Source organism: Lactococcus sp. UBA7128 (assembly GCF_002492185.1).
Lineage (GTDB): Bacteria > Bacillota > Bacilli > Lactobacillales > Streptococcaceae > Lactococcus > Lactococcus muris.
In genome coordinates this window covers 3,973-23,543 of record NZ_DKXK01000024.1, presented here as the reverse complement: position 1 = coordinate 23,543, position 19,571 = coordinate 3,973, and the positions used below count along the sequence as shown (strand labels likewise).

Sequence of the window (19,571 nt, the reverse complement as noted above, 5' to 3'; positions counted from 1 at the left end):
ACCACAGATTATACAGAACCAAAATACATAAGTAATGGAAAAGGAGCGAAAGCTCTTTTCGTTTTAACTGAGAGTTTAAGAATAAGAAAGGAAGGAGAAGAGAGACTTTAAAACTGATAAATTTTGCAGTCTTTGTTATAATGAATGTATGTGAAAACTCTTTCAAGAATGGAATGGGACATGAATAAAGAAATAATGAATACTCGTTTTGAAGTAGAAGAATTTGAAAAACTTAAGCAAAATCTAGTCAAATACGAATGCGCCTTAGCGGTCATAATGACCGAATTTTCTAATCTCAATGCCTACTATAACGCTTATGAACCGGTTAATCCGATCGAGCACATCAAGAAGAGGATAAAATCCCCAGAAAGTATTGCGGGTAAGTTGAAGAAAAAAGGTTTACCCGTGACAGCAGAAGCTGCTGAACAATATTTATCTGACATAGCAGGAGTAAGAATCATTTGCGCTTACGCCAAAAATATCTACGAAATAGTGGATATTATCAAAAGTCAAGAAGGCTTTAAGGTTATCAGTGAAAAGGATTATTTGGAGCATCCGAAACCAAGTGGCTACCGTTCTTATCATATGATTTTGGAAGTTTATCTTGGTCCCCTTTTTGACAACCAAACTTGCCGCGTAGAGATACAACTTCGTACGTCAGCAATGGACTTTTGGGCGACATTGGAACACAAGGTTCGTTATAAGTATGGTGGGGAAATGCCAGACCACCTTAGCAACGAGCTTCAAGTATGCGCAGAACAAATCCATGCGCTGGATAATCGGATGTATCTTATTCATGAATTAGTAGATATGATAAATGAGGAGGAGATTTAATGACTAAAAAAATATACATTGCGGATGATGATGATAATATTCGCTTAGCAATTAAAGCTTTTTTGGAAAAAGAAGAATTTGAAGTAGAAGATTTTCCGACAGGAGATTTGCTATTGGAGCGTTTTAATCAACAACCAAGTGACTTTGTTATCTTGGATGTCATGATGCCTGGTTCAAACGGTTTTACAATCTTAAAAGCCCTTCGTGCCCAAAGTATAGTTCCGATTATTATGTTGACTGCACGTGACAGTGATTTAGACTATGCCACAGGACTGGACTTGGGAAGTGATGATTACTTTACGAAACCTTTTAGTCCAATGGAGCTGGTCATGCGTGTCAAAGCAATTTTCCGCCGTATTGAGTTTGAAAAACAAAAAAATGAAGAAACAGAGTAAGGAGTAAATATGATGAGGAGAAAACCACTCAGTATTAAAACGCGCTTGCTTCTTACAAATATTGGTTTTGTCTTCTTTGCTTTTCTCTGGATTATCTTAATTTTTAATGTCTTAATCAATAACTATATCAGTAATTCAGCCTCCAGTCAGTTAGCGCAAGTTAGAAGTTATCAAGCACAAGCCACTTCGCCCTCAGGCAGTATATCTATTAATCTAGAAGATGCGCCTCGTGGGAGTTTTAATACACATCCTGTTGCTTTTAATATTAATGAGAAGTATGAAGTTCAGGATTTAGAAAAAGTAGGCAACTTTGAGAAAGAAACAGCAAATCATATTGCTCATGCCTTGAAAAGCCAAAAAGTTTCACTTGATAATGTAAAAAATTACCGCCTTGATATATCAGGGAGCACTTTTTATATCGAAGCGAGTCGTCAAGAATCTGGACTCTATCAAGTGTTGTATGTTGATATCACAGGGATTATTAATTTTACTAACTCGGTGAATCTATTTTTGGTTTCAGTTGCTCTAGCCGTCATCTTAATTTTAAGTTTGGCCGTAACTTTTGTAACGCAAAGACTGATTAAACCATTGTCTATATTAGCGCAATTTGCGACACGGATTGGGCAAGGAGACTTTACTGAATACAAGGGAAGCTTCCAAGACCGTGAACTAGCTACCTTAGCTCATAATATGAATGTGGCTGCAAGACAGCTCGATAATAATGATAAAAATCAAAAGCTTTTCTTTCAAAATGCTTCGCACGAGCTCCGTACACCTCTTATGGCGATTAAGAGCTATGCAGAGGGGATTTCTTATGAAGTAATGGACCCCAAAAAGGCGAGCGAAACGATTCTTTATGAAACCGACCGTATGAGTGAGCTGGTTGAAGATCTTTTGACTCTATCACGTCTTGATAGTCTAGGGGGGCAGCAAGAAATGGAGCGTCAAGATGTCCGAGCAATTATGCAGGATATTGTTAAAGAACAAGAAATCTTCGCAGAGCAAAGAGGCGTGAAGATAACAAGCGTCTTCGATAAAAAAGCAGTCATGCTAACCTGTAACTATAAGGCCTTACGTCGAGCAGTGAGTAATCTGGTTTCAAACGCTATGCGCTATGTGGAAACAGAACTTACGCTCACATGTGTAAATAAAGGGCGTGAAGTTCTCATTTCAGTTGCAAATGATGGGGCTGTCATTGATCCAGAGACCTTGCCACATATTTTTGAACGTTTTTACAAAGGTGCAGGAGGGGTTCATGGTATTGGTTTAGCTATTGTCAAGACCGTTGTTGAACAACACCAAGGTCAAATCGATGTCAAAAGTGAAAATAATCAGACCGTTTTCACGATGGTTTTTAGCAAAATTCCAGAAAAAATGCTTGAAAAGAAAGAGAAAATTTGATAGAATATGACAAGTGCCGTTTTGGCATAAATAAAACTGTTTATCCGCTGGGCCAGTGGCTTTATTGATAAGCAAAAGGAGAAAAAAATGTCTATTTCATTGATCGATTCTATCAATGCAGGTCAACTTCGTTCAGATATCCCTGAATTCCGTCCAGGAGACACTGTACGTGTTCACGCTAAGGTTGTCGAAGGAACTCGCGAACGTATCCAAATGTTCGAGGGTGTCGTTATTGCACGTAAAGGTTCTGGTATCTCAGAAACTTACACTGTTCGTAAAATCTCAAACGGTGTGGGTGTAGAACGTATCTTCCCTCTTCACACTCCGCGTGTTGAAAAAATCGAAGTTATCCGTCACGGTCGTGTGCGTCGTGCTAAACTTTACTACTTGCGTGCATTGCAAGGTAAAGCGGCTCGTATCCCAGAACGCCGTAAATAATTTTGACTTGTCTAACCGCCCTGTTGAGCGGTTTTTCTTTTTGTTAAAATGACTTATAAAAGACAGTGAAATCTGGAAATTAAAAAAGGGAGCAGTTGGATTTGAACTGTTGAACTTTAAAATCTAAATATGACATAATCGAGGCATCAAAAAAGGACTTACGTCAATAAGTCCCATGTAGCCGTTTTAAGAACGGTAACCTAATATTCATGTTAAAATAACGTCAATACTGGCTAAAGTTGGACGTTATTTTTGTTGTTCCTATCATTGAGCATGAGTATTAATGTTGCAAATGCAATCATTAATGACAATGCTTGATACACTGACAAATTTATCGCCTTTATGTTTTGTGAGGTTAGCTCACACAAATATCATAAGCATCATCTCCAGTCGGCGCACCGTCCATTAAACGCCACAAAAATTATTCTGTCATAAAAACAAAACTTACTAGAGCAGTTCAGTTGACACTTACTTGTGATTAAAGCATTTTTGATTTAAAAAGGTTCTGTGATAGAATAAAAGATAAATAAGCAGGCATCAAAAACGGATGAAGAGGAATAAATATGCTGAGTTTTCAGGAACGTATAAAGAATAAAGAAAATAGATTGACAGAGCTAGAGGAAGACTTAGCAAACTATATTCTGAAACATAAGGAAGAAGTGAGTCAAACAAAAATTGTTAGCTTATCACAAAAATTCTATACCGTACCTAATACCATTACACGTTTCTGTAAAAAATTAGGCTATGATAATTTTTCTGAGTTTAAAATAAATCTCAAGCAAGAGTTAGCAATTCCGGAAGTAACGAGCTCTCACAAGGAAATTCTTTTGAAAAACTTTGATCTCATTGATAAAGAACGAGAGATGAAAGTCGTGCAGCTCATGCAGAAAGCTAAATTTGTCAATTTTTATGCCTTGGATCAGACAGGCCTTTTAACTAAAATGTATGTGAAAAGTCTCTTTGCTTTGGATAATAAGTTTCAATTTTTTGAATATCAGCAGGAGATGAAAAAGAAAATTCTGAGCTCATCCAGTGAGCTGTTCTTTTTTGTTTCCTTATCTGGCGAAACACCGTCAGTTTTAGAATTAGCGGCACTGGCTAAGGAGAACAAGCACAAAATTGTTAGCCTTACTAATCTAAAGGGGAACAGATTAGTTCAACTCTCAGACATTTCGCTCTTTTGCTTAACGGAAGAAGAGGAGGTGAACGGTTATAATACAACTGATAAAACGCCTTTACTCTTGATTTTACAGTCGCTTTATTATGCCTATCGTGGAATTTTACACATTTAAAAATATACTTTTCGAAGGAAAAGTGTTTTTTTAGTAGTTTTGTTGAAAGCGTTTTACATTGTGGTAATATTTATTTATAACAAAAATAAAAAGGTAGGTTAAACAATGAGTAACCAAAAGAATCTCTATGCTCCTTTTGATGGGGAAATCCTTAAACTAGAGCATGTTAAAGATCCGATTTTCTCTGAGAAAACGATGGGGGAGGGCTATGCAGTTGAGCCTACAGGAGAAGCCATATATGCTCCTGTTTCTGGCAGAGTAAGAATGGTTCAAGGGCATGCTGCAGGATTTGATACAGCAGATGATTTGCAGGTATTGCTTCATATCGGTATTGATACAGTCAGCCTTGACAAATCAGTATTTGAATTTCACATTAAAGAAGGGGACAGTGTAAAAGCTGGACAAGCTATTGGACGCGTAAATTGGAAAGCTGTTGAAGAAGCTGGACTTAAAAAAACAGCTATCGTAGTCATTACTAATACAGCTGAAAAACTGGAAAGACTCCAGATCAGTGAGGTAGGAAAGGTCAAAGGTGGAAGTCCGATTGGTGAAGCCATTGTAAAAGGAGTAGCTAAAACAAAGACTTCCGAACCTCAGAAGAAAAAGAAAAAATTTGCCTTGGGAGGCTTCTTTCAGGAGTTAGGGAAAACTTTCATGCTTCCAGTTGCCCTTATGGCCTTTATGGGCTTACTCTTAGGTTTGGGAAGTTCATTTTCCAGCAAATCTACTATTGATGCTTTTCCATTCTTAGGCAACGAAGTACTCCAAGTTATTTTCCGTTTCTTTTCCGCAATTGGTGGGTTTGCTTTTAGTAATCTTCCAGTGATGTTTGCGATGGCAATTCCTTTAGGTTTGGCAAAGAAAGAAAAGGGAGTGGCTGCTTTTTCTGGGTTTGTAGGCTACATGGTGATGAACCTCTCGATTAATTTCTTTTTAACAGAACGTGGACAACTTGCGGATGCAGAACTCATGCAAAAAGCAGGGCAAGGAATGGCCTTAGGTGTTCAAACTATCGAAATGGGAGTTCTTGGAGGTATCATTGCTGGTATTATTGTTTACAATCTCCATAAGAAGTTCTACAATATCCAACTTTCAGATAGTTTTGCATTTTTCGGGGGATCAAGGTTTGTCCCGATTATTACAGCTCTAGTAATGGCGTTAGTTGGTTTGCTTATTCCTGTAATTTGGCCGCTCTTTGCTCTTCTTATCCAACAGGTGGGGAGCTTGATACAAGGTGCAGGTATCTTCGGACCTTTCCTTTTCTTCTCTGGCGAACGTTTGCTTTTACCTTTTGGCTTGCATCACATCTTGGTGGCTACTATTCGTTTCACTCAGGCTGGAGGTTCAGCACTCATTGATGGACAAGAAGTGTATGGCGCTTTGAATATCTTCTATGCAGAGCTCTCTAATCGCCTACCTATCTCAGGTTCAGCAACTGCTTTCTTGTCACAAGGAAAGATGCCAACCTTTATGTTCGGTCTTCCGGCCGCTGCCCTTGCGATGTATCGTACCGCTAAACCAGAAAATCGCGCAAAAATAAAAGGACTCTTAATTTCCGGTGTTATTGCAACATTTGTTACAGGTATTACAGAACCAATTGAATTCCTCTTCCTTTTCATCAGTCCATTCCTCTGGATTTTCCATGTTATCATGACAGGTCTTGGTGCATTGATTGTGAGTCTCTTAGGCGTGACAATCGGAAATACAGACGGTGGTGTTCTTGACTTCCTTATCTTCGGAGTGATGCAAGGCTCTTATACACAGTGGTTCTTGATTCCTCTTGTTGGTGCATTTTGGTTTGCAGCATACTACTTTACATTCAAAAAAGTTATTCTTTGGAAAAATTTGAAAACACCGGGACGTGAAGCAGTTATAGAGCCAGAGTATTCAGACAAAGAAATGGCTCACTCAGGAAATACCTCAGGTTATAATGCAGAAGCAATCTTAGCTGCTCTTGGTGGAAAAGAAAACATCGTCACTTTGGATAACTGTATTACACGTCTTCGTTTGATTTTGAATGACGGTAACATTGTTGAAGATGATAAGCTAAAAGATTTAGGTGCTCTAGGTGTCGTACATTTGGATGATACAAGTGTCCAAGTTATCATCGGGACAAAAGTAACAACTGTTCGAAATGATTTGGATAATTTGATTTAGAAGGAGAAAGGTAAAACAAGGCAGAAAGTCTTGTTTTACTATTTATTGATATGACAGAATTTGATAGAATAATTGATCGCAAAGGAACGTTTTGTACCCAGTGGGATTTTGTAGAGGATCGGTTTGGCCAGAAGGATTTACTTCCTTTTACCATATCAGATACTGATTTTGCAATTCCTGAGACAGTGAACACAGCACTACAAAAGCGACTTACGCATCCTATATATGGTTACACGCGTTGGAATCACCAGTATTTCAAGTCTGCTGTCTCAACTTGGTACCACAAGCAATTTGACTTCAAGATAGAAGAAGACTGGATTTTGTACAGTCCAAGTGTTATTTACTCCCTTTCACAGCTGATTGAAATCATGTCTCAGCCAGGAGAAGGTGTTGTTGTACAAACACCAGCTTACGATGCTTTTTCTAAGACAGTTACGGCAAATGAACGTTTGTATGTTGAAAATCCCCTACTTTTTCAAGAAGGGCAGTACAGAATTGATTTTCAAGATTTGGAAGAAAAATTAGCAGAACCACAGAATAAAATTTTGCTCTTTTGCTCACCGCATAACCCTACAGGTCGTGTGTGGACAAGCAAGGAATTAGAAAGAGTAATTTTACTGTGTCAAAAATATGATGTGTTTATCATTTCAGATGAAATCCACATGGATATTCTTCGGAAAGGGAAACAACACCATCCTATTTTACGGTATGGAACGGAAAATATCGCTCTTCTCACATCAGCGAGTAAAACCTTCAATTTTCCAGGATTAATTTTTTCTTATCTACTGATTCCTGATGGCAAGCTTCGGGATAAATTTTGTAAACACTTGAAAGAAAAAGATGGTCTTTCTTCTTGCAGTATTCTTGGCATGGAAGCAACAGTTTCAGCTTATAAAACGGCTGGTCAATGGGTGGAAGAACTCAACGACTACTTGGATGAGTCTATCGTGTTTACGAGAAATTTTTTACGAGAAAAGTTGCCTCAGGTAAAGCTGATTGAATCCGAAGCAACATATCTTTTGTGGCTTGATATTTCAGAGCTGCGAATCCCGATGGAAGACTTGCAAAAAGCCTTGATTAACGTAGGAAAAGTGGCAATTATGGATGGGGCAATCTATGGCCAAGCAGGAACAAATTTTCTCCGGCTAAATATAGGTTGCTCAAGAGCTAAGGTCAAAGAAGGACTTGAGCGTTTACTTAAAAGTATCCAGTCTCTTTAAAAATGAAAAGCGTTCAAACTAAGAGTTGACGCTTTTCTTTGTAGGCTAGTGAATGAGTTGACTAAGGATTCTGGTGATTTCTTCAGGTGTTTCCTTACGCTTCCGGCGAATCCAGGCTTGCGTAAGCCCGAAAATTGCATGAGCATAATAAGTTCCTGCATAGATTTTACCGAGCTGGCCAAGGTGACTTCTTCTGGCATCTTTTGGAAGAATAGAGCGTTCAATCATATTTTTTAACTTGGCTTGCATGAATTGATGAATTTCTTTACTGCCATTTTCGGAGAGAAGCGCAGCGTAAATCTCGTTATGATCGAGAAACTCGTATGCTTCCAGCATCGTTTTTTGCAAATCCCCATTATTTTTTTCAAAGACGTATTGAATGGTATTGAGCAATGTTTTTTGATACTGGTCAATCATCTCGTACTTATCTTGATAGTGTGTATAAAAGCCACTGCGACTCGTTTTTGCAACTTTCACAAGTTCAGTTGTCGTAATCTGGTCAAATGTTTTTTCTTGCAGCAACTGAGTCATTGCATCACGAAGGCGCATTTTTGTACGTTCTTTTCTATTTTCCAACGTTTAATCCTTTTCTTTTGTGAAACTTATATTTTTACTTTCCTGTTTTAAAAGTTTATTATAGCACTTTTTAGACGCGTTGTATATAAAAATACATAAGCAAATAGTGAATAAATTTGTCTCTATCCTTCTCGTCAAATTTTGAAAAATATGATAGAATAACAATGTCAAATAGATTTTACAGTGAGAACAGGGAGAAATTTATGAGCGAAGAAAGCAAATACACTGAAGCGCAAATTGAAGAAATTAAAACAAAGATTTTAGGAGCTTTAGAAACGGTGATTGACCCTGAACTGGGTATTGATATTATTAATCTGGGCTTGGTTTATGAGATTTCTTTTGAGGATAATGGATTTACCGAAGTTAAAATGACCTTGACCACTATGGGCTGCCCTTTAGCCGATGTATTGACAGACCAAATTCATGATGCACTTAAAGAAGTTGACGAAGTAACTGAGATTAAGGTGAATCTCGTCTGGTATCCAGCATGGACTGTTGATAAAATGAGCCGCTATGCGCGCATCGCTCTAGGTATCCGTTAGATGATATCTTGTAAAATAGGACCAAAGACCGAGTGAAACAAGGTCTTTTTTTGGTAAAATGGAGATATGAGTAGACAGATAAAAACCTTCATCATCATTGAACTATGTATTATAGCTGCCTTGCTGTTTCATATTATGAAATCGCCTTACTTTCTTTTGCTACTTGCTTTTGCTGTCTCTTTCAGTATTCTGTCGAGAAAAATAATTTTTCTACGCTCAGTTTCAGTAGTGCTTTGGATTTTTTTTGCTGTAATGTTATTGACAGCAGGTTGGTTCTGGCTGGCCTTGCTGTTCCCTCTCTTTGTAGGGATTAGTTTATGGAAAAAGCAGTCAGAAACTGGTTCAAGCTTTGACTATGGGCAAAACTATGCTGAAAGTTCAGAAAAACTTACGCGCAGTAATGGCAATGATGTCATTGATCTTTACGATGTAAACTTCAGACCTGAAGGAAATAGCTTAAGTATCAAAAAATCTGCAGGAAATACTAAAATTATCGTTCCCGAGGATGTAGCAATTGCTTTAGAGATAACAGTTCATAATGGTATTGTCAAAATTTTTGATAAGGAAACAGAAATTAATCCTAAAAATTTCCGCTATTTTTCTGAGATGAAAGAAGAAAGTCAAAAACGTATCCGTATCAACATTCAAGTAGACACAGGAAATATTGAGGTGGTTAAGGGATGAAAAAATCAATCATTAGAACCTTTACCGTCCTTTTTATAATCATAGTTTTGGTTAATACGCTACTATTCTTAGTCACGAGTGATGCTTCCACAATAAATCTCGTGGGTTTGAAAGTTAATAATTTTTATGGGATATGGATTTTTCTTTCCGTAGCAGGCTTATTAGCATTAGTCTTTACCTTTTTTAACTATTTAGAGAACAGTAAGATAAAGAAAAATTTCTTTGATGACATTCAGCGTCTTAGTCAAAATCAAGAGCCAGAAAATCAGGAGCTGCAAGAACTCTATTTGCGCTTAAAAGAAATGACGACAGAGCTCCAAGAATTATCAGCACAGAAGTCAGCCAATAAAGCAGAAATTATTGAAACAGAAAGAAAGCGAATTTCGCGTGAACTTCATGACTCAGTGAGTCAGGAACTTTTTGCTGCAACGATGATTTTATCCTCTGTAACAGGAAGTGAGGCAGAAGCCACTCATCTCACGCAGGACCAGATTTTAACGCAAACACGTCTGGTTTTAAAAATCTTACATGAAGCCCAAAATGAAATGCGAGCCTTATTGTTGCATCTAAGACCGATTGAACTGGATGGCAAATCATTAGCAGCAGGTCTGAATTCCTTAACTGACGAATTACAGGCAAAAATTTCATCAAATATCAATGTAAAACTCAGTGATATTCAAGCTTCATCAAACATAGAAGATAACCTTTTCCGAATGGCTCAAGAAATTCTGAGTAACACCTTAAGACACGCGCAAGCTGATAATATTGAAGTGCTCTTAAAGGAACAACATGATAATATAATATTAAGAATAACTGACGACGGTGTTGGCTTTGACACTAAAAACAGTAAGTCAGCCAGCTATGGACTTGTCAATATTAAAGAGCGTGCACTCTTACTTGGTGGTGATGTTAAGATAGTCAGTGCTCCAAATCAAGGGACGAGCGTAGAGATACGTATCCCACAAGTGAATCAAATTAAGAAGATAAAAGGAAAAAATGGATAAAATAAAATTACTTATCGTGGATGATCATCAGATGGTTCGGCTTGGTTTGTCAAGCTTTATGAATATTCAACCAGATATTGAAGTGGTAGGAGAGGCTGCAGATGGTGAGTCTGGATATCTCAAAGCCCAAAGTTTAAAACCTGATGTAATACTGATGGACCTGGTTATGGATCGCTTAGACGGTATTGGAGCGACACAGAAAATATTGGCGGAAAGTCCAGAGCAGAAAATCCTGATATTAACGAGTTTCTTGGATGATGAAAAAGTTTTTCCTGCCTTGGCTGCAGGGGCTAAAGGCTATATTTTAAAGACATCCCAAGCCGCTGAAATTGCGAATGCTGTCCGTAAAGTTGCGAGTGGACAGGATGTATTATCAGAAGCTGTTAAAGAAAAAATAAATCAACAAAAGCACCGTAAGCCAGAACTTTATGATGAGCTTTCAAAAAGGGAAATGGAAGTACTAAAAATTTTGGCCCAAGGCTTATCAAACCAAGAAATTGCAGATCAACTTTATATCAGTCTCAAAACTGTCAAGACACACGTGTCCAATATTTTTAACAAGTTAGAAGTGAGTGATCGTACACAGGCGACTATTTATGCGATTCAACATAAGCTTGTTGATTAGTATGCATATTACACTTACGGATAGATTTTTTTATCTTACTGTAGTTTAAACATGCATGTCCAATAGCGAAAACACTCCATATCTGTTATAATAGAAGAATAAAAGTTTAGTTTAAAAAGTTTCGAAAATTAAAACTAATTTTTGCTATGTTGATGATACTTTGTAGGATTAAAAAACGAGGACCTGTAACTGTCCAAGTATCTTAGAAGATTTTTCCAGAAATTTGCGCCATACAGTAGTGTTTTTTAATCTTTTAAACTTACAAAAATGAAAGTTTCCTTGGCGAGACTTATGATAAAATTTAGAAAAGAGAAGCAAATGACTTACCCACAACTTAATCTTGAGAAACATGAAGGAACAACAGCGATCATTCATACTAATCATGGGGATATGACTGTGAAACTTTTTGATGACCTGGCTCCGAAGACTGTTAAAAACTTTGTTGAACTGAGTAAAAAAGGTTATTACGATGGCGTTATTTTCCATCGTATTATCAAGGACTTTATGATTCAGGGAGGAGATCCGACAGGTACGGGGATGGGTGGCGAATCCATCTATGGTGAAAAATTCGAAGATGAATTTTCACAAGATGTTTTTAATATCCGCGGCGCATTGTCAATGGCTAATGCAGGACCGGATACAAACGGAAGTCAATTCTTTATCGTGCAAAATCAAAATCTTCCTTATCCTAAGTCGGCTTTGGTTGAAGGAGGCTGGCCTGAAGAGATTGCTGAAGTCTATGTACAAGGTGGCACGCCACATCTTGATGGCCGCCATACAGTCTTTGGGCAGCTTGCAGATGAAAATTCCTTTAAAGTTCTAGATAAGATTGCAGCTGTGCACGTGGGCGTACAAGACCGTCCAGTTGATGACGTTATTATTGAAAACATTGAAATTATTGAGAAATAAAATGATGGATCAATCAGTAAAAATTGGGGACAAAGTTACCGCTGAAATTATCGGCTTGCAAGACTATGGAGCTTTTGTAAAATTTGTAGATCGAGAAAACAATGAACATAAAGGGTTGATTCATATTTCAGAGGTACGATCAGGTTTTGTTAAAAATATCCGAGAAGTCATAAAAATTGGCCAGCATGTAAAAGCGCAAATCATTGACATTGACGAGTACAATGGAAAAGTCAGTTTGTCCATTCGAAGTCTTGAGGAGCATCCACAAAACCATTATTTTTATCGCAAAAAAAGATTCACAGATTCTCGTGACAAGATTGGTTTTAAAAGCTTAGCGGATAAAAGGGAGATGTGGATTGAAGAAGGCGAAAGTTATTTAAGAGAAAGAGTAAACTAAAATACAAACGAGGTGAAGATGAACGACAATGTCTTAAAATATACCAAACGAGTTTTTAACGTGATTACTATTTTGGGTTTTATTGCTACTATTGTTGGTAGTGTTTACCTCTGGCATTTGGGTGCTTTCCAAGATCAAGAAATTTTAAAACGCATAATAACAGCTCATGCTATTCTGGGGCCTGTTATATTCTTGCTCATGCAAATCATTCAAGTTATTATTCCGATTATACCTGGAGGACTGACTATAGCAGCGGGAGTCCTGATTTTTGGACCTGTATGGGGATTTGTTTATAATTATTTGGGTATTCTTGTAGGTTCTGTGATACTTTTCCACCTTGGCCGAAAATACGGACAATCTTTGGTCCAAATTTTTGTTAAAGAGAAAACCTACAATAAATATATGGCTTGGTTGGAAAAGGGGCAGAAACGTTTTAATATCGCTTTCCTTCTCTTGATATTGTCGCCGATTGCACCAGATGATGCTCTTGTTCTTATTGCGAGTCAAACGCGAATGAGTTGGAAATTCTTTAATTGGGTGATGATTTTATGCAAACCACTCCCGATTCTATTTTATTCCTATGCCTTGATTTTCGGTGGGAATTTGCTTGGCAATATCTTCTAGTAGAGGACTTCAAATAATGTTTAAAAATGGTTTTGCGAAAGCAACCATTTTTATATAAATAATGTATAATAGACCTAGTAAACTTTCTAGTGATGGAGCTCCATTTTGAACAATAAAACAAATACAATAAAGAAAAAGAAAAAGAAAAAGCAGTCTAAAAGTAAGCTAAGTTTTGACAGCCGTATTGATTATGCGCTCATCTTACCGGCCTTTCTTCTAACAGCCATTGGACTGTATGCCATTTGGGTTGCCGTTAGCCATGACTATCCGACACAAGCAGTTAAGATGGTGGGGCAACAAGGAACTTGGATTATTGTCGGAGTTATTTTAGCTTTGATTGTGATGCATATGGATTCGAGACTCCTTTGGAACCTCACACCAGTTTTTTATGGATTTGGTCTCATTTTAATGGTATTACCTATATTCTTCTATAGCCAATCGGTGTATGATCTAACAGGAGCCAAGAACTGGATTGCCTTTCACAATACAAACCTTTTCCAGCCTTCAGAGCTGATGAAAATAGCATATATATTATTTTTAGCAAGAATTGTTGTGTCCTTTCAAAACAAGTTAAAAAAACGTTATATTAGGGACGACTTTATCTTGATTGGCAAGATTACTTTAGCAACTTTTCCCATAGCTGTACTTGCCGCACTACAGGAAGACTTCGGAACTTTCATGGTTTTCTTAGCCATCGCAGCAGGTATTGTCTTAGTGTCAGGTGTATCTTGGAAAATTATCCTACCTGTTCTTGCTGCAGTTGCACTTGTCGCAGCAGGTATCGTTGCCATGGTTATGAATCCTCAAGGGCAGGAGCTGCTGGGAAATGTATTTAGTCAATATCAAGTTAATCGTTTCTTGGCTTGGCTGCAGCCCTTTGAGTACACTCAAAGTTTTTCACTTCAACAGTCGCGTGCTTTGATTGCTATTGGGGTAGGAGGTCTGTTTGGACGTGGTTTTGGTGTGGCAAACGTTAATGTACCAGTTCGTGAGTCTGATATGATTTTTACTGTGATTGGAGAAGACTTTGGTTTCGTTGGTTCAACTTTCGTCATCTTACTTTACTTTGCCCTCATTTATCGCATGATTCGTGTGACATTTCAGTCCAATAACCAATTTTATATCTTTATATCGACGGGGATTATTATGATGATTCTCTTCCATGTATTTGAAAATATTGGGGCAGCAATTGGTTTGCTTCCGTTAACAGGTATTCCGTTGCCTTTTATCTCCCAAGGAGGATCGGCTCTCATTAGTAATATTATCGGTCTTGGACTTGTTCTTTCTATGAAATATAATCAGCTACCAGAGTTTGTGATGGTTCGTGAAGCTGGCAGAAAATCTTTAGAAAATAAAAAAGCGCGCTTGTCACGTACTTCACAACAACAAAGGGTTAAGGCAACAGGAAGACGCAGAAGCAGTAAATAATAGAAAAGCTTTTCAAATAGAAAAAGCTTTTTTCTTTCGGATTTAGTACGTTAAGGGAAGAAGATTAAATTTCTCAAACTAAAAATTTCACATAATTAACAAAATGTGGTAGGCTATAGATGAGAATACAAAGGAGGAATTATAAAATGAAATATGCAGTAAGATATGCATCACGTGGAGGAAATACACGTGCAGTTGCAGATGTAATTGCAGATAAGCTCAATATTAAAGCGAAACGTATTTCAGAGCCACTCGAAGAAGAAGTTGAAGTGCTGTTTCTTGGAGCAGGCGTTTGGTTTGCCTCTGTAACCAAGGATATGAAAGAATATCTGGCGGCTCTAGACAGTGGAAAAATCAAGCAGATTGTGGCTTTTTCTACTTCTGGTCATCTGGAATCAGCGATTAAAAAAATTACCACAGCAGCAAAAGAAAAGGGGATTAAAGTTAATGAAAAATCCTTTGATCTACACATGAACATGCAAGGCATCACATTTTTCGCTCCTGCAGGTGGTGATCTAACAAAAGACCAGATCAGTCAAGTGGAAAATTTTGTTGATGAAGTAGTTTCTCAGTTATAATATTAATTTTAAATCGTCTTTTTTAAATGAAAGCTTCAGTCATTTTGAAGCTTTTTTGTTTTATTATCTTTTTTATTAAATGTTTTTATTTCATTAAGAAAATATTACGTTGAGAAATATAATGTTACTTTGATGTAATCAACAGCCTTTGTTTTGTTACATTAATAAAAGCAATTGTGATAAAATGGTAATATTCATTCAAGAGAATTTGAGGAGGTAGATTTTACTTTTTATGAAAAAGAAATTGATTGCGACATTGATGCTCTCAACAGTTGTTTTGACTGCAGGGGCTCCATTGTCTAGCGTAAACGCTGATTCAACAGAACGTCAAATTGCTGAGCAAGATTCAAAGATTGCAGCCGTAAAAGATGAGGCAGCACAAGCCCAATCTCAAGTCGAGGCAGTAGGGACTCAAGTCAATACATTGAAAGAGAAACAGGTTTCAATGAAAGAGGAAGTTGAAAAGTTATCCAATCAACAGAAGGAACAGTCTAAACAAATTCAAGAGTTAAATAAGAATATCCAAGAACGCAGTGAAGCCTTGGAAGCTCAAGCCCGCAGTGCACAAACAGAAGGAGGAGCAACAAACTATATCTCTGCTCTTTTAGATTCTAAATCGTTGACAGATGCTATCCAAAAAATGACTGCCATGGCAACTGTTGCTGGTGCTAATAAGTCGATGATTGAGCAGCAAGAGGCAGATCAAAAGGATATTCAAGATAAACTAAAAGATAACCAAAACAAGTATGCTAAGGTCACACGCTTGCAGCAAGACTTGGAAAGTCAAGCAGACGAGTTAGCAACTCAAGAAGCTCAGCTCAAGGTTGCTCAGTTGAATTATGAGGCTATGATAACAACTGAGGAAGGCAAGAAGCAAGAATTACTTAGTCAAAAAGCTGAAGCTGAAAGAGCTGCACAGGCTGCTGCTGAGGCGCAAAGATTGGCTGCTGAACAGTCTATGGTAGCGCAACAAGAGAAGGCAAATGAAACTTCTCCAAGTCCAGTGCAGCCTTCTACACCAGACTTGGGAGGCGGCTCAGAAGTTACGCCGCCAAATCCACCAGCACCTCCTGGACCAGTAGGTCCACCAGCTCCACCACCAACACCTGGCAATAACCCATACCCACCAGGGCAATGTACGGCTTATGTATGGGAACGTCTTGGTGGCAATATGCCAACCTATATGGGCAATGCAGCAGACTGGGTAGTTTATGCTAATGCAGGTCCAGCTCCGGGTAACATTATTGTCTTTCCTCCAGGGGTTCAAGGTGCTGACTCATTTTATGGTCACGTTGCCGTTGTAGAACAAGTTTTGGGAAATGGTCAAGTTGTAATTTCTGAAGGAAACTTTAATGGAGGTTGGGGATCAACACGTACTGTTTCAACATCAGGTGTTTACTTTATCAATCCATAGCAAACAGGAGAAGCAAGAACATCTTGCTTTTTTTGATAGGCCTCTATCCTTGCACCTCAAGGTGCTAATGCTAGCCAGCAAGCAACCTCTATAGACCTTTCCTAAGCCTCCCACTTGGAGGCATTTTATTTAAACCTTTCTTTAGAAGAAAATTAGTAAAGTTGTCATGAGATGATAATATCCGAATATTCAGATGAAAAAATAAATTCTGCTGTATTTTGAGTTTAATTTATTGTTGAAATAAGTTATACTAATTATAAAAGATAGCGCTTTGCTTTTAGAAGGAGGAAGGGAATGCTTGAAGTAAAAAATCTTAGGAAGACATTTGGTGATCTTGTTGCAGTAGATGACCTAAGCTTCAACATAGAAGATGGGGAGATTTTGGGCTTTATCGGACAAAATGGAGCTGGGAAAACAACAACATTTCGGCTTATACTGGATTTTTTGACGCAAGATTCAGGAAGTGTTTTGTGGAATGGATCCCCACTGTCCAGCAAGGACTATGATATTATTGGTTATTTACCAGAAGAAAGAGGACTTTATCCAAAAGAGAGTATTGAGTCACAGCTGCGCTTTTTTGGTCAGCTTAGAGGAAAAACTAGAAAAGAAATTGATGAAAAAATTGATTACTGGATGGAGAAGTTTGAGGTCAAAGGAAAACGGACAGATAAGGTAAAAACACTATCAAAAGGTAATCAACAAAAAGTTCAGCTTATTGCTACGCTTATCCATGAACCAAAGCTTGTTATCTTAGACGAGCCCTTTTCGGGCTTGGATCCAGTTAATGCAGAGTTATTAAAAACAGCAGTGGCTGAACTTCGGAACCAAAAAGTGTGTGTTGTCTTTTCAGATCATAATATGATGAATGTCGAAAAAATGGTTGATAAGATGATTATGGTGAAAGAAGGCAAGAAAATATTGGACGGAACTGTGGATGCTGTACGTCAGAGTTTTGGCCGGACAAAAGTATTTGTCGAAGCACCTGTATCACAAGAAGAATTATCTCATCTTGAGGGGGTAAAAGAAGTACTTTTACAACGTAATGGTACTTATGAGTTGACTTTGGAAAATGAAGAAGCTGGAAAAGGTGTCTTTGATTATGTCACAAAATCAGGCTATATTCATATGTTTTCTCAACAACCACCAAGTTTGGAAGAAATATTCAAAATGAAAGCAGGTGAAACACATGAATAGTAAATTCTGGATAATTGTAAGAGAAGTTTTTCGAAAAAATGTTAAGTCAGTTTCTTTTCTCATCATGGTTTTCCTTCCTTTACTGATAGGGCTTGTTTTCTATGTGGTTGCTAGAGTGGTGGACAATGGTCAAGGAAATGTTGATAGCATCGCTGTAGTTACGGAAAATAAAAATATCGCTTCTGCTCTTAATGAAGTTAAAGGAGAAATTAACTATAAGGTGATGGATCGCTCAGAAGCTGATCATAAACTCAAAGATGAAGAGGTTGAAGCGATTTTAGTCTTGGAGTCAAATCAAGGAAAAATTCATGCACGCTTAGAAACGACACGTTCAATGGATATGGCAACTCAAATGTTGGTGTCACAAACACTCACAAGCATACAGCAGAGTGCTTTGGCAACTCAGCTAGGACTCTCTCCAGAAGAGCAAGCCAATCTACTTTCCCCAGCTCGATTAGAACCTATACATGTGGAGTTTGATGAGGAAGGAAATAGGATACAGGGAACGGATTATTCTGGTTTAAGGCAGGCCATTGCTACAGCTTTAATTATTCTTATTTGGATATTTGTTGCAACTTATGGCAGTATTGTTGCACAAGAAATTGCAAGTGAAAAAGGGACACGTATTATGGAAGTCATCCTTTCAAGTGTCAAAGCTGAAACACATTTTTATGGAAAGCTTGTTGGGATTATACTCGTTTGTACGGTGAATATTATGGCCTATGTTTTTCAGATTGGGGTAGCTTATCTCGTTTTCAAGGATAATGATATGGTTCGGCATCTCCTACAAGGATTAAATCTTCAAGAAGTCTTCACGGGACAGTTTTGGTTGGTCATCCCTATTGTAATTTTAGGAGTTCTTCTGTTTACTTTCCTCGCTGCTCTATCTGGATCACTGATTTCACGTGTGGAAGATGTGCCTAAAGCTCAAACACCAATAACAATGATTGGTTTATTGGGGTATATGCTATCCATTATCTTTGCCTCTCAACCTGATAATATTGTGATGACTGTAACAAGTTATATTCCATTTATTTCTAGTTTTGTTCTGCCAATGCAGATTGCGACAGGAGTTGCAAGTAATTTACAAGTTTGGCTTTCGATGGGAATCATGCTTGCTGCAATGGTGTTTACTCTCTTGTTCTCAGCACGGTTCTATAAATCTAATGTTTTGATTTATAGTAGTGGAGGCTTATTGAAAGCATTGAAACAATCTATCAATAATATGAAAAATGAAGATAGACTAAAAAATAAACTTAAATAAAAAGAACCTCGCCTCTGTTGTTCACAAAGGTGAGGTTTTTTAACTAATCTGAGTTTGGAAATCACGTTCCATAACGATATTGCGAACTTCCCGACTGATATCTTTCAGCTTAACTTGGCGTACAGAGCGAGGGAGAAACTTGCGGATATCATCATTGTTATAACCAATCTGAAGACGATTTTCATCAAGAATGAGAGGCCGGCGTAAAATTGTGCGGTTTTCTTTCATGATTTTAATCATAGAGTTTAAAGAAAACTGCTCTAAATCCAATGATAAACTTTTGTAAGCGTGGCTCCGCATTGAAACAATCTCTTCGGTTCCATGCTCTGTCAGAGCAAGAATTTCAAGAAAATCCTCTTTTTTGATATCATCTGTGAGAAGATTGATTTCTTTAAAAGTGATATCGTTATTAAGTAGCCATTTTTTTGCTTTTCGGCTTGAGCTACACCCGGCAACGGTATAAATTTTTATCATGTTGTCTCCTTTATAGAAAATCTTATTTTTTTCTAATTTATATATGAACTAATTATAACATTTTTAAAGAGCGTGTCAAGAGCATCATTGGAAAGTTTTAATTTTAATCCAATGTTATTTT

General features: G+C 37.6%; 22 protein-coding genes. 19 read left to right on the top strand and 3 right to left on the bottom strand.

Annotated elements, in window-relative coordinates; all coding sequences use genetic code 11:
- Positions 1-180 precede the first annotated feature (180 nt).
- The 4 genes from B4H39_RS03325 to rplS all read left to right on the top strand — a co-directional run bounded on the left by B4H39_RS03325 (position 181) and on the right by rplS (position 3,068).
- On the top strand, positions 181-834 hold the full coding sequence (locus B4H39_RS03325) for a GTP pyrophosphokinase (RefSeq protein ID WP_251423402.1): 654 nt from the start codon (positions 181-183) through the stop codon (positions 832-834).
- On the top strand, positions 834-1,229 hold the full coding sequence (locus tag B4H39_RS03320) for a response regulator transcription factor (RefSeq protein ID WP_202230480.1): 396 nt from the start codon (positions 834-836) through the stop codon (positions 1,227-1,229). The genes B4H39_RS03325 and B4H39_RS03320 overlap by 1 nt, the downstream gene beginning before the upstream one ends.
- A 9-nt stretch (positions 1,230-1,238) precedes the next feature.
- Entirely contained in the window at positions 1,239-2,630 is a 1,392-nt protein-coding gene (locus B4H39_RS03315) for a sensor histidine kinase (protein WP_271328267.1), read from the top strand.
- A gap of 87 nt (positions 2,631-2,717) precedes the next feature.
- Entirely contained in the window at positions 2,718-3,068 is a 351-nt protein-coding gene (gene rplS, locus B4H39_RS03310; protein WP_202230482.1) for a 50S ribosomal protein L19, read from the top strand.
- Positions 3,069-3,301: 233 nt separating this feature from the next.
- Here the strand turns inward: rplS and B4H39_RS03305 are convergent, their stop codons facing one another.
- Positions 3,302-3,397, bottom strand: coding sequence for a putative holin-like toxin (locus B4H39_RS03305; protein WP_271328266.1), 96 nt, complete (start codon positions 3,395-3,397; stop codon positions 3,302-3,304).
- 234 nt (positions 3,398-3,631) lie between these two features.
- Here B4H39_RS03305 and B4H39_RS03300 point away from each other — a divergent pair, with 234 nt between their 5' ends.
- The 3 genes from B4H39_RS03300 (at position 3,632) to B4H39_RS03290 (ending at position 7,737) form a co-directional block, all read left to right on the top strand.
- Complete coding sequence (locus B4H39_RS03300; RefSeq protein ID WP_251423409.1) at positions 3,632-4,360, top strand: MurR/RpiR family transcriptional regulator; 729 nt, start codon at positions 3,632-3,634, stop codon at positions 4,358-4,360.
- A gap of 105 nt (positions 4,361-4,465) precedes the next feature.
- Positions 4,466-6,517 carry a maltose/glucose-specific PTS transporter subunit IIBC gene (gene malX, locus B4H39_RS03295; RefSeq protein WP_271328265.1) on the top strand — a complete coding sequence of 684 codons (2,052 nt, stop codon included), beginning with the start codon at positions 4,466-4,468 and terminating at the stop codon, positions 6,515-6,517.
- Positions 6,518-6,567: 50 nt separating this feature from the next.
- A complete protein-coding gene (locus B4H39_RS03290) occupies positions 6,568-7,737 on the top strand; it encodes a MalY/PatB family protein (RefSeq protein ID WP_251423411.1) in 1,170 nt (389 codons plus the stop codon).
- 45 nt (positions 7,738-7,782) lie between these two features.
- Here the strand turns inward: B4H39_RS03290 and B4H39_RS03285 are convergent, their stop codons facing one another.
- Positions 7,783-8,313: a TetR-like C-terminal domain-containing protein gene (locus B4H39_RS03285; RefSeq protein WP_286927492.1), complete on the bottom strand. Its 531-nt coding sequence runs from the start codon at positions 8,311-8,313 to the stop codon at positions 7,783-7,785.
- A gap of 203 nt (positions 8,314-8,516) precedes the next feature.
- Here B4H39_RS03285 and B4H39_RS03280 point away from each other — a divergent pair, with 203 nt between their 5' ends.
- The 12 genes from B4H39_RS03280 (at position 8,517) to B4H39_RS03225 (ending at position 18,976) form a co-directional block, all read left to right on the top strand.
- On the top strand, positions 8,517-8,855 hold the full coding sequence (locus B4H39_RS03280) for a metal-sulfur cluster assembly factor (RefSeq protein ID WP_202230487.1): 339 nt from the start codon (positions 8,517-8,519) through the stop codon (positions 8,853-8,855).
- Between the two features lie 66 nt (positions 8,856-8,921).
- A complete protein-coding gene (gene liaF / locus B4H39_RS03275; protein WP_251423418.1) occupies positions 8,922-9,539 on the top strand; it encodes a cell wall-active antibiotics response protein LiaF in 618 nt (205 codons plus the stop codon).
- Positions 9,536-10,543, top strand: a complete 1,008-nt coding sequence (locus B4H39_RS03270; RefSeq protein ID WP_202230489.1) for a sensor histidine kinase — start codon at positions 9,536-9,538, stop codon at positions 10,541-10,543. The genes liaF and B4H39_RS03270 overlap by 4 nt, the downstream gene beginning before the upstream one ends.
- The gene (locus tag B4H39_RS03265) at positions 10,536-11,168 is read left to right on the top strand and encodes a response regulator transcription factor (protein WP_202230490.1); all 633 of its coding nucleotides are present in this window, start codon (positions 10,536-10,538) and stop codon (positions 11,166-11,168) included. The genes B4H39_RS03270 and B4H39_RS03265 overlap by 8 nt, the downstream gene beginning before the upstream one ends.
- Before the next feature lie 318 nt (positions 11,169-11,486).
- A complete protein-coding gene (locus B4H39_RS03260; RefSeq protein ID WP_202230506.1) occupies positions 11,487-12,077 on the top strand; it encodes a peptidylprolyl isomerase in 591 nt (196 codons plus the stop codon).
- A 1-nt stretch (position 12,078) separates the two neighbouring features.
- A complete protein-coding gene (locus B4H39_RS03255) occupies positions 12,079-12,474 on the top strand; it encodes a CvfD/Ygs/GSP13 family RNA-binding post-transcriptional regulator (protein ID WP_202230507.1) in 396 nt (131 codons plus the stop codon).
- 18 nt (positions 12,475-12,492) lie between these two features.
- The gene (locus B4H39_RS03250) at positions 12,493-13,098 is read left to right on the top strand and encodes a TVP38/TMEM64 family protein (RefSeq protein WP_202230491.1); all 606 of its coding nucleotides are present in this window, start codon (positions 12,493-12,495) and stop codon (positions 13,096-13,098) included.
- A 105-nt stretch (positions 13,099-13,203) separates the two neighbouring features.
- Complete coding sequence (locus B4H39_RS03245; RefSeq protein ID WP_251423421.1) at positions 13,204-14,526, top strand: FtsW/RodA/SpoVE family cell cycle protein; 1,323 nt, start codon at positions 13,204-13,206, stop codon at positions 14,524-14,526.
- 146 nt (positions 14,527-14,672) lie between these two features.
- Positions 14,673-15,104 carry a flavodoxin family protein gene (locus B4H39_RS03240; RefSeq protein WP_202230493.1) on the top strand — a complete coding sequence of 144 codons (432 nt, stop codon included), beginning with the start codon at positions 14,673-14,675 and terminating at the stop codon, positions 15,102-15,104.
- 232 nt (positions 15,105-15,336) lie between these two features.
- Complete coding sequence (locus tag B4H39_RS03235) at positions 15,337-16,518, top strand: CHAP domain-containing protein (RefSeq protein WP_271328263.1); 1,182 nt, start codon at positions 15,337-15,339, stop codon at positions 16,516-16,518.
- A gap of 294 nt (positions 16,519-16,812) precedes the next feature.
- Positions 16,813-17,712 (top strand): ABC transporter ATP-binding protein, encoded by a 900-nt coding sequence (locus tag B4H39_RS03230; protein ID WP_202230496.1) that lies wholly within the window; start codon positions 16,813-16,815, stop codon positions 17,710-17,712.
- Positions 17,705-18,976, top strand: a complete 1,272-nt coding sequence (locus tag B4H39_RS03225) for an ABC transporter permease (RefSeq protein WP_202230498.1) — start codon at positions 17,705-17,707, stop codon at positions 18,974-18,976. Before B4H39_RS03230 ends, B4H39_RS03225 begins: the two co-directional genes overlap by 8 nt.
- Before the next feature lie 39 nt (positions 18,977-19,015).
- Here B4H39_RS03225 and B4H39_RS03220 read toward each other — a convergent pair whose 3' ends face one another.
- Positions 19,016-19,450 (bottom strand): Spx/MgsR family RNA polymerase-binding regulatory protein, encoded by a 435-nt coding sequence (locus B4H39_RS03220; RefSeq protein ID WP_202230500.1) that lies wholly within the window; start codon positions 19,448-19,450, stop codon positions 19,016-19,018.
- Positions 19,451-19,571: the final 121 nt, after the last annotated feature.

Excerpts from the sequence above, each read along its gene's own strand:
- B4H39_RS03280 (WP_202230487.1), top strand. The coding sequence starts at position 8,517 with ATGAGCGAAGAAAGCAAATACACTGAAGCGCAAATTGAAGAAATTAAA.
- liaF (WP_251423418.1), top strand. The coding sequence starts at position 8,922 with ATGAGTAGACAGATAAAAACCTTCATCATCATTGAACTATGTATTATA.
- B4H39_RS03315 (WP_271328267.1), top strand. The coding sequence starts at position 1,239 with ATGATGAGGAGAAAACCACTCAGTATTAAAACGCGCTTGCTTCTTACA.
- B4H39_RS03290 (WP_251423411.1), top strand. The coding sequence starts at position 6,568 with ATGACAGAATTTGATAGAATAATTGATCGCAAAGGAACGTTTTGTACC.
- B4H39_RS03240 (WP_202230493.1), top strand. The coding sequence starts at position 14,673 with ATGAAATATGCAGTAAGATATGCATCACGTGGAGGAAATACACGTGCA.
- B4H39_RS03300 (WP_251423409.1), top strand. The coding sequence starts at position 3,632 with ATGCTGAGTTTTCAGGAACGTATAAAGAATAAAGAAAATAGATTGACA.
- B4H39_RS03225 (WP_202230498.1), top strand. The coding sequence starts at position 17,705 with ATGAATAGTAAATTCTGGATAATTGTAAGAGAAGTTTTTCGAAAAAAT.
- B4H39_RS03230 (WP_202230496.1), top strand. The coding sequence starts at position 16,813 with ATGCTTGAAGTAAAAAATCTTAGGAAGACATTTGGTGATCTTGTTGCA.
- B4H39_RS03265 (WP_202230490.1), top strand. The coding sequence starts at position 10,536 with ATGGATAAAATAAAATTACTTATCGTGGATGATCATCAGATGGTTCGG.
- malX (WP_271328265.1), top strand. The coding sequence starts at position 4,466 with ATGAGTAACCAAAAGAATCTCTATGCTCCTTTTGATGGGGAAATCCTT.
- B4H39_RS03260 (WP_202230506.1), top strand. The coding sequence starts at position 11,487 with ATGACTTACCCACAACTTAATCTTGAGAAACATGAAGGAACAACAGCG.
- B4H39_RS03270 (WP_202230489.1), top strand. The coding sequence starts at position 9,536 with ATGAAAAAATCAATCATTAGAACCTTTACCGTCCTTTTTATAATCATA.
- B4H39_RS03325 (WP_251423402.1), top strand. The coding sequence starts at position 181 with ATGAATAAAGAAATAATGAATACTCGTTTTGAAGTAGAAGAATTTGAA.
- B4H39_RS03255 (WP_202230507.1), top strand. The coding sequence starts at position 12,079 with ATGATGGATCAATCAGTAAAAATTGGGGACAAAGTTACCGCTGAAATT.
- B4H39_RS03250 (WP_202230491.1), top strand. The coding sequence starts at position 12,493 with ATGAACGACAATGTCTTAAAATATACCAAACGAGTTTTTAACGTGATT.
- B4H39_RS03220 (WP_202230500.1), bottom strand. The coding sequence starts at position 19,450 with ATGATAAAAATTTATACCGTTGCCGGGTGTAGCTCAAGCCGAAAAGCA.
- B4H39_RS03235 (WP_271328263.1), top strand. The coding sequence starts at position 15,337 with ATGAAAAAGAAATTGATTGCGACATTGATGCTCTCAACAGTTGTTTTG.
- B4H39_RS03320 (WP_202230480.1), top strand. The coding sequence starts at position 834 with ATGACTAAAAAAATATACATTGCGGATGATGATGATAATATTCGCTTA.
- rplS (WP_202230482.1), top strand. The coding sequence starts at position 2,718 with ATGTCTATTTCATTGATCGATTCTATCAATGCAGGTCAACTTCGTTCA.